General features: G+C 70.5%; 7 protein-coding genes. 3 read left to right on the forward strand and 4 right to left on the reverse strand.

The genetic code is table 11. The annotated features are described in order from the left end of the window. Nucleotides 1-160 precede the first annotated feature (160 nt). Together JHN45_RS30795 and JHN45_RS30800 are read left to right on the forward strand one after the other, a co-directional pair. Nucleotides 161-2,122 carry an APC family permease gene (locus JHN45_RS30795; protein ID WP_201051892.1) on the forward strand — a complete coding sequence of 654 codons (1,962 nt, stop codon included), beginning with the start codon at nt 161-163 and terminating at the stop codon, nt 2,120-2,122. Nucleotides 2,123-2,665: 543 nt separating this feature from the next. Next, nucleotides 2,666-3,187 carry a hypothetical protein gene (locus tag JHN45_RS30800; RefSeq protein ID WP_200713590.1) on the forward strand — a complete coding sequence of 174 codons (522 nt, stop codon included), beginning with the start codon at nt 2,666-2,668 and terminating at the stop codon, nt 3,185-3,187. On the opposite strand, the gene JHN45_RS30805 is transcribed toward JHN45_RS30800, so the two are convergent. Next, entirely contained in the window at nt 3,165-3,755 is a 591-nt protein-coding gene (locus tag JHN45_RS30805; RefSeq protein ID WP_201051894.1) for a DUF1707 domain-containing protein, read from the reverse strand. The genes JHN45_RS30800 and JHN45_RS30805 overlap by 23 nt on opposite strands. Before the next feature lie 99 nt (nt 3,756-3,854). Here JHN45_RS30805 and JHN45_RS30810 point away from each other — a divergent pair, with 99 nt between their 5' ends. Further along, nucleotides 3,855-4,250 (forward strand): molybdopterin-binding protein, encoded by a 396-nt coding sequence (locus tag JHN45_RS30810; protein ID WP_200713589.1) that lies wholly within the window; start codon nt 3,855-3,857, stop codon nt 4,248-4,250. 43 nt (nt 4,251-4,293) lie between these two features. On the opposite strand, the gene JHN45_RS30815 is transcribed toward JHN45_RS30810, so the two are convergent. From JHN45_RS30815 to JHN45_RS30825, 3 genes are all read right to left on the reverse strand, one after another. Next, nucleotides 4,294-5,454 carry an NAD-dependent formate dehydrogenase gene (locus JHN45_RS30815; RefSeq protein ID WP_201051896.1) on the reverse strand — a complete coding sequence of 387 codons (1,161 nt, stop codon included), beginning with the start codon at nt 5,452-5,454 and terminating at the stop codon, nt 4,294-4,296. Nucleotides 5,455-5,558: 104 nt separating this feature from the next. Further along, complete coding sequence (locus JHN45_RS30820; RefSeq protein ID WP_201051898.1) at nt 5,559-6,491, reverse strand: LysR family transcriptional regulator; 933 nt, start codon at nt 6,489-6,491, stop codon at nt 5,559-5,561. 26 nt (nt 6,492-6,517) lie between these two features. Continuing rightward, a partial coding sequence (locus JHN45_RS30825) for a CdaR family transcriptional regulator (RefSeq protein ID WP_201051899.1) occupies nt 6,518-7,093 on the reverse strand: 576 nt, incomplete at its 5' end.

The raw sequence follows: 7,093 nt of genomic DNA on the forward strand, positions 1-7,093 counted from the left end.
CTGATGCGCTCCTGCCGCCCACCCGGCCAGTCTTAACGGAAGATTGACGCCCACGGCCCCGACATCCATGGGCCCACGCGTCACTCTCCGCTTACGCTGGTGCCGCCGTCCGCGTGATGGCCAGAAACCGCACGCTGACCCGCACCCCAGGAGCACGCCCATGGCCACGACCGAACACCCCCCTCCCAGTCGCCTGCGCGCCTGGATGCTGGAGGGCCTGGCCGACATGGGCAAGGGCGGCGGCCAGCAGGTGCCGCAGTCCGTGCCGGAGCCCGAGCAGCACGCCCACAAGGGTCAGCGCTGGTGGCGGGTGATGTGCCTGACCGGTGTCGACTACTTCTCCACCCTCGGCTACCAGCCGGGCATCGCGGCCCTCGCGGCCGGACTGCTCTCGCCGGTCGCGACGATCGTGCTCGTGGTCGTCACCCTGGCCGGTGCGCTGCCCGTGTACCGGCGGGTGGCGGAGGAGAGCCCGCACGGCGAGGGCTCCATCGCGATGCTGGAACGGCTGCTGTCGTTCTGGAAGGGCAAGCTGTTCGTCCTCACCCTGCTCGGGTTCGCGGCGACCGACTTCCTGATCACCATCACCCTGTCGGCGGCGGACGCCTCCACCCACCTCGTGGAGAACCCGCACCTGACGAGCATGCTGCACGACAAGCAGATGCTGATCACGCTGATCCTGGTCGCCCTGCTCGGCGCGGTGTTCCTCAAGGGCTTCCTGGAGGCGATCGGCGTCGCCGTGTACCTGGTGGCGGCCTATCTCAGCCTCAACGTCGTCGTCGTGATCGTCGGCATGTGGCACGTGGCCACCCACGGGCACGTCGTCACCGACTGGAGCAGCGCGCTGACCACCGAGCACGGAAACGTGTTGGCGATGATCGGCGTCTCCCTGCTGGTCTTCCCCAAGCTGGCGCTGGGCCTGTCCGGCTTCGAGACCGGCGTGGCCGTCATGCCGCACGTCGAGGGCGACCCGGACGACACCCACGACAACCCCAAGGGCCGGATCCGGGACACCAAGAAGCTGCTGACGACCGCCGCGCTCATCATGAGCGTGTTCCTGATCGCCACCAGCTTCATCACCACCGTGCTGATCCCGGAGAAGGAGTTCAAGACGGGCGGCCAGGCCAACGGCCGCGCGCTCGCCTACCTCGCGCACGAGTACCTGGGCAACGGCTTCGGCACCGTCTACGACCTCTCGACCATCGCCATCCTGTGGTTCGCCGGCGCCTCCGCGATGGCCGGCCTGCTCAACCTGATGCCGCGCTATCTGCCCCGCTACGGCATGGCCCCGCACTGGGCCCGCGCGGTCCGCCCGATGGTGATCGTCTTCACCCTGATCGCGTTCCTGGTCACCTGGATCTTCGACGCCAGCGTCGACGCACAGGGCGGCGCCTACGCCACCGGCGTCCTGGTCCTGATGTCCTCGGCCGCGATCGCGGTCACCATCTCCGCCCGCCGCGCCCGCCAGCGCAACTGGACCATCGCCTTCGGAGTCGTCTCGGCGGTCCTCCTCTACGTCACCGTCGTGAACGTCATCGAGCGCCCGGACGGCGTGAAGATCGGCGCCTGCTTCATCGCCGGCATCATCCTGGTCTCCCTGCTGTCCCGGCTGGCCCGCGCCTTCGAACTGCGCGTGACGAGCGTGCAGTTGGACCCCATGGCGGAACGATTCATCCGGGACATGGCCAGCCGGAAGATCCGCTTCGTCGCGAACGAGCCCGACCGCCGCGACAAGGCCGAGTACCGGGAGAAGATCGAGCAGATCCGCGCCGACAACGACATCCCCGGCGAGGACTTCGTGTTCGTGGAGGTGACGGTCCTCGACGCCTCCGAGTTCGAGGCGGGCCTGACGGTGCGGGGCGAGGTGCTGCACGGCCGCTACCGGGTGCTGACCCTGGAGTCCTCGTCCATCCCGAACGCGCTGGCCGCGCTGATGCTCCACGTCCGCGACACGACGGGCCGCATCCCACACATGTACTTCGAGTGGACCGAGGGCAACCCCTTCGCCAACTTCCTCCGCTTCTTCCTCTTCGGCCAGGGCGAGGTCGCCCCGGTCACCCGAGAGGTCCTCCGCGAGGCGGAACCGGACCGCGCCCGACGCCCGCGCGTGCATACGGGTTGAGAGGGCGGGGGCGGCGATCGGCACACCGGCCGAGCGGACGGGACCGCTGCAGGCACGCCGACTGAGCGGACCGAGATCACTGCGGGCACGTCGGCCGAGAGGACCAGGGCCGCCGTCGGCACGCCCGCCGAGCGGACCGGAGCCGCCGTCGGCAAACCGACCGAGCGAAACAGGGGCCGCAGTGGGCACGCCCCCCGCCCCTTCGGGACCGGCCGGGCCACCGCCACCGCCAGAGAACCGCGACCGGCGCCCGCGTGTGCACACCAGCTGAGCAGACCGGGACCGCTGCCGGCACCTCGACTGAGCTGATCAGGGCCGCTGGCGGCACACGGGCCGACCGCTCGGGAGACCGGCCGGGCCGCAGCCCGCGCATGCACACCGGCCGAGCCGACCGTCGCCGCTGCCGGCACAACGGCCGAGCCGACCGTTCCGGACCGGCCGGATCGTCGGCACCGTAAGAGACGCGACAAAATCCGGTGCCGCAGTGTAAGAGGCCCGTCAGCGGCCCGCGCGGCGGGCTCGGGGCGGCCTACCGTCGGGCTCATGCGGCACAGCACCCCACCACCGGACCCGACCGGCGACCGCCACTGGCGCGGCGACGCCCGGCTGGCGGCGGGCTGCGCGCTCGGCTTCCTCGGGATGACCCTGCTGGTGGACTGGAACGCCGGAACACTGACCCTGACCCGTGCGTTGCTGTGGTTCGCCATGTCGGCGGCACTCTGCGCCGTGCTGCTCCCGCATCGGGTCACCGCCGGCCCCGGCTGGCTCACCGTGGACAGCCCGCTGCTGCGCCGCACGGTGCACACGGACGCGCTGACCGTCGTACGGCAGTACGGCGATGTCTCCGCGCGTCTGGTCCTGCGGGACACGCACGGACAGTGGCTCGAACTGGACCCCCGGGTGCTGGTCGCCAACCCCCTCCTCTGGCACGAACTGGACACGGGTATACGGCACTCCATGGAGCGCGGCACCCTGCTCCAGGGCACCGATGTCCGGCGTCACCTGGGTCATCTGGTCGACGACGAGGCGGCCCGGTCGGTGCTCAGGGCGTCGGGGATTTCCTGACCTTGCGCCGCGTCCGGCGTATCAGAACCTTCCCGAACCCCAACTGCCCGACGATCTCTATCCGCAGGTCCACCGGAGCGCCCTGGTCGCCCGGTCCGCGCGACTTGACCTTGCTGTAGCTGAGCACCAGGTCGTCGGTGTTCACGGCGACGCCCGGCGGGAGCAGCAGCCGTAGCGCACCGAGGTGCATGTCCAGGTCGATGCGGAGCGTGGCCTGGGTGATCACGGCCTGGGTGAAGTCGAGGGTCACATCGCCCAGGCGGGACTGGATCTCCAGCCGGCGCGGCACCACCCAGCCGTCACCGCGCCGCGTCGAGCCGCCGTTCTGCTCGATGCGGGCGACGTCCTTCACCTCGACCGGAGTCGCGCCCGCCACCGCCGGCAGGTCGGCCGTCAGGAGCGCCAACTCCCCCAGGGTGCGGGCGGTCAGCGCGGCCTCGACGCGCTCGTCGAGTTCCTCGGCGGTCAGCCGTCCGTCACCGGCCGCGCCGGTCAGCACGTCCACGACGCGGTCCCGGTCCGCATGCGAGGCCCGCAACCCGGTCGTGCTCATCAGCTCACCCGACATACCCTCACCCCGATCGACGGACTGACGCTATATCGCGTTATACCCCAGAGCCAACCCCCTGGTCCACCGACTTCCGCATCTGCCCCTAGGGTGGCGCGTATGCAGTCCTACACAATCGGCCAGGCGGCGCGGCTGCTCGGTGTGAGTCCGGACACCGCGCGCCGGTGGGCCGACGCGGGCCGGGTGACGACCCACCGTGACGAGGGTGGCCGTCGGCTCATCGACGGTGTCGATCTGGCCGCGTTCTCGGTCGAGTTGGCGAAGTCGGGCGCCGTCGAGGAGGACACGTCCTACACCTCGGTGCGCAACGCGTTCCCCGGCATCGTCACCGCGATCAAGCTCGGCGACGTCGCCGCCCAGGTCGAGATCCAGGCCGGTCCGCACCGGCTGGTCTCACTGCTGACCCGGGAGGCGGTCGAGGAACTCGGCCTGGAGGTCGGTATGGAGGCCACCGCCCGCGTGAAGTCGACGAACGTACATATCGACCGCGTGTGAGGCGGGCAGCGGCCCCCGTCGGTCACCTAAGGGGGAGCTTCCGTCACTTGTTGACGGAGTAGGAGTGCGCGCCGGTCCCCGCCAACGCGCCCCCGTCCACGATCAGATACTCGTCGCGGATCGGCCGCCCCGCGAAGAACGCCTCCAGGATCTCCCGGGTACCGGCCGCGTACCGGGCCTGCGCCGACAGCGACGAACCGGAGATGTGCGGAGTCATCCCGTGGTGCGGCATGGTGCGCCACGGGTGGTCCGCCGGAGCGGGCTGCGGGAACCACACGTCACCGGCGTAACCCGCCAACTGCCCGCTGCGCAGCGCCCGTTCGACCGCGTCCCGGTCCACGATCTTCGCCCGCGCGGTGTTGATGAGATACGCGCCGCGCTTCATCTGCGCGAGCAGTTTGTCGCCGAACAGCCCCTCGGTCTCGGGGTGCAGCGGCGCGTTGATGGTGACGACATCGCAGTGCGGCACCATGTCCTCGGCGCTGTCGTGCCAGGTCAGCCCCAACTCCCGCTCGACGTCCTCGGACAGCCGGTAGCGGTCGGTGTAGTGCAGTTTCACGTCGAAGGGCGCGAGCCGCCGCAGCACCGCGAGCCCGATCCGCCCGGCGGCGACCGTCCCGACGTGCATGCCTTCGAGGTCGTACGAACGGGCCACGCAGTCCGCGATGTTCCAGCCGCCGTCGAGCACGACCTGGTGGGACGGCAGGTAGTTGCGCACCAGGGACAGCGTCATCATCACGACGTGCTCGGCGACGCTGATGCTGTTGCAGTACGTCACTTCGGCGACCGTCACGCCGTGCGAGATCGCCGAGTCGAGGTCGACGTGGTCGGAGCCGATGCCGGCGGTGACCGCGAGCTTGAGGTTCTTCGCGGCGGCGATCCGCTCGGGGGTGAGGTACGCGGGCCAGAACGGCTGCGAGATCACGATGTCGGCGTCGACCAGTTCCCGGTCGAAGACCGAGCCCTCGCCGTCCTTGTCGGAGGTGACGACCAGGGTGTGCCCGGCGCCCTCCAGGTAGGCACGCAGGCCGAGTTCACCGGACACGCTGCCGAGCAGGTGCCCCGGGGTGAAGTCGACGGCCTCGGGGGTGGGTGTGGTCTGACCGCCCGGGTAGTGGTCGATCACGGGCAGGTCGTCACGGGCGTACGAGGTCGGGTAACCGTCGGTGGGGTCGTCGTACAGGACACAGAGAACCTTGGCCATGTCGCGGCTCCTCAACTCCGTTGGCGGAAGGTGCACTTCACGATCCTCGGAGTGAATCGCCCTGGTCAAAGCGAACGTTGCTATGCCCGGATAGCCCGCGCCTATCAGCGCCCGTCGCCCAGGTAGGTGTGCAGCAACTCGTCGAGCGCGTCGCGTACGCCCGCCTCCCGCGCCACCTTCAACAGGGCTTCCGCCAGCACGGATTGGGGCTCGGTGCGGGCGACGACCAGTCCGACCCGGGGCCCGTGCGCGGGCCCGTTCAGCGGCACCACCCGCATCCCGTCCGGCACGTCGAACATGTGGAGCCACGCGTGCGAGATCACGCTCGACCAACGGCCGCCGGGCAGCAGCGTGTAGAGCCCGGCGACGCTGTCCGACTCGATCGCCGGGGAGGCGGTCGCTCCCTCGGCGGCGAAACACTCGTCGATGATCCGGCGGTTGCGCATCCGCGAGTTGAGCAGACAGAGCGGGAGGGTGGCCGCCTGCGCCCAACTGGCCTTGCTGACACCGGCGAGTGGGCCGCCGACGGGGGTCAGCAGGACGTACCGCTCCTCGTAGAGCGGGAAGCGCCGGACGTTGCGCAGGCTGTCGTCGTCCAGGTACGTCATCGCCGCGTCCAGCTCGAACTCGGCGAGCCCGTGCCGGATGTCGACGGACGACAGCGACTCCAGGGCGACCCGGGCCCGGGGATGCCGTTCGCAGAACGGGGTGGTGAGGAGGGAGGCGGCGGGCAGCGCGGTCGGCACCACGCCCAGTCGCAGCGTGCCGGTCAGGCCGCCGCGCAGGGCGGACAACTCCTGGTGCAGGGCGTCCCGTTCGGCCAGGATGCGGTGCGCCCAGGCGAGCACCACCTCGCCCTCGGGCGTCAGCCCCTCGTACCGCCGGCCGCGCCGCACGATCGGCACGTCCAACTCGTGCTCCAGGCGCCGGATCGCGGCCGACAGCGAGGGCTGCGAGACATAGCAGGCCGCCGCGGCGCGCGCGAAGTGCCGTTCCCGGGCGAGCGCGACGAGGTACTCCAGCTGACGCAACAGCATCCCTGACCTCCCCTGTGACGTGCAGGTTAGGCGCTGTACGTCCGGCACAACAGGGCTGCCCACAGGTCGAGTCGGTCGTAGAGGCGGGAGAGGTCGCGCCCGGTGAAGTGCTCGATGCGACCGATGCGGTAGTGGACCGAGTTGACGTGCAGATGCAGCGCCTCCGCGGTCCGCGCCCAGGAACCGTCACAGGCGAGGAAGGTCTCCAGGGTCTCCAACAGGACGGCGTTGCCCCGCAGTTCACCGAGAACGGTCCGGCTGAAGGCGGTACGGACCTCGGCTGGCACACCGGTGAGCAGCGCGTCGAGTCCGGTGAGCGCCGAGGCGTCAATGAGTACGGAGCCACCGCGCGTGGTGCTGCGCGCCGAGCTGAGCGCGTAACGCGCCTGCGCCAACGCCCCGTTGAGATCCTTCGCCTCGGCCACGCCCGCCCCGGTCCCGCCGTAGAGCGGCACGGCCGCTTCACCGGCGGCGACCAGCGACCAGACCTCACGGAACGCCTCGGCCTCCCCATAGGTGACGACCGCGAATGCCGTACCGTCCGGCAACCGTCCTACGGCCGCAGCCCCCACCCCCGCCGCCACGTGCGCGACCACCTCCGC

The sequence above is a fragment of the Streptomyces sp. MBT53 genome, from assembly GCF_016654115.1.
Classification (GTDB): domain Bacteria; phylum Actinomycetota; class Actinomycetes; order Streptomycetales; family Streptomycetaceae; genus Streptomyces.

Excerpts from the sequence above, each read along its gene's own strand:
- JHN45_RS30795 (WP_201051892.1), top strand. The coding sequence starts at position 161 with ATGGCCACGACCGAACACCCCCCTCCCAGTCGCCTGCGCGCCTGGATG.
- JHN45_RS30800 (WP_200713590.1), top strand. The coding sequence starts at position 2,666 with ATGCGGCACAGCACCCCACCACCGGACCCGACCGGCGACCGCCACTGG.
- JHN45_RS30805 (WP_201051894.1), bottom strand. The coding sequence starts at position 3,755 with ATGTCGGGTGAGCTGATGAGCACGACCGGGTTGCGGGCCTCGCATGCG.
- JHN45_RS30810 (WP_200713589.1), top strand. The coding sequence starts at position 3,855 with ATGCAGTCCTACACAATCGGCCAGGCGGCGCGGCTGCTCGGTGTGAGT.
- JHN45_RS30815 (WP_201051896.1), bottom strand. The coding sequence starts at position 5,454 with ATGGCCAAGGTTCTCTGTGTCCTGTACGACGACCCCACCGACGGTTAC.
- JHN45_RS30820 (WP_201051898.1), bottom strand. The coding sequence starts at position 6,491 with ATGCTGTTGCGTCAGCTGGAGTACCTCGTCGCGCTCGCCCGGGAACGG.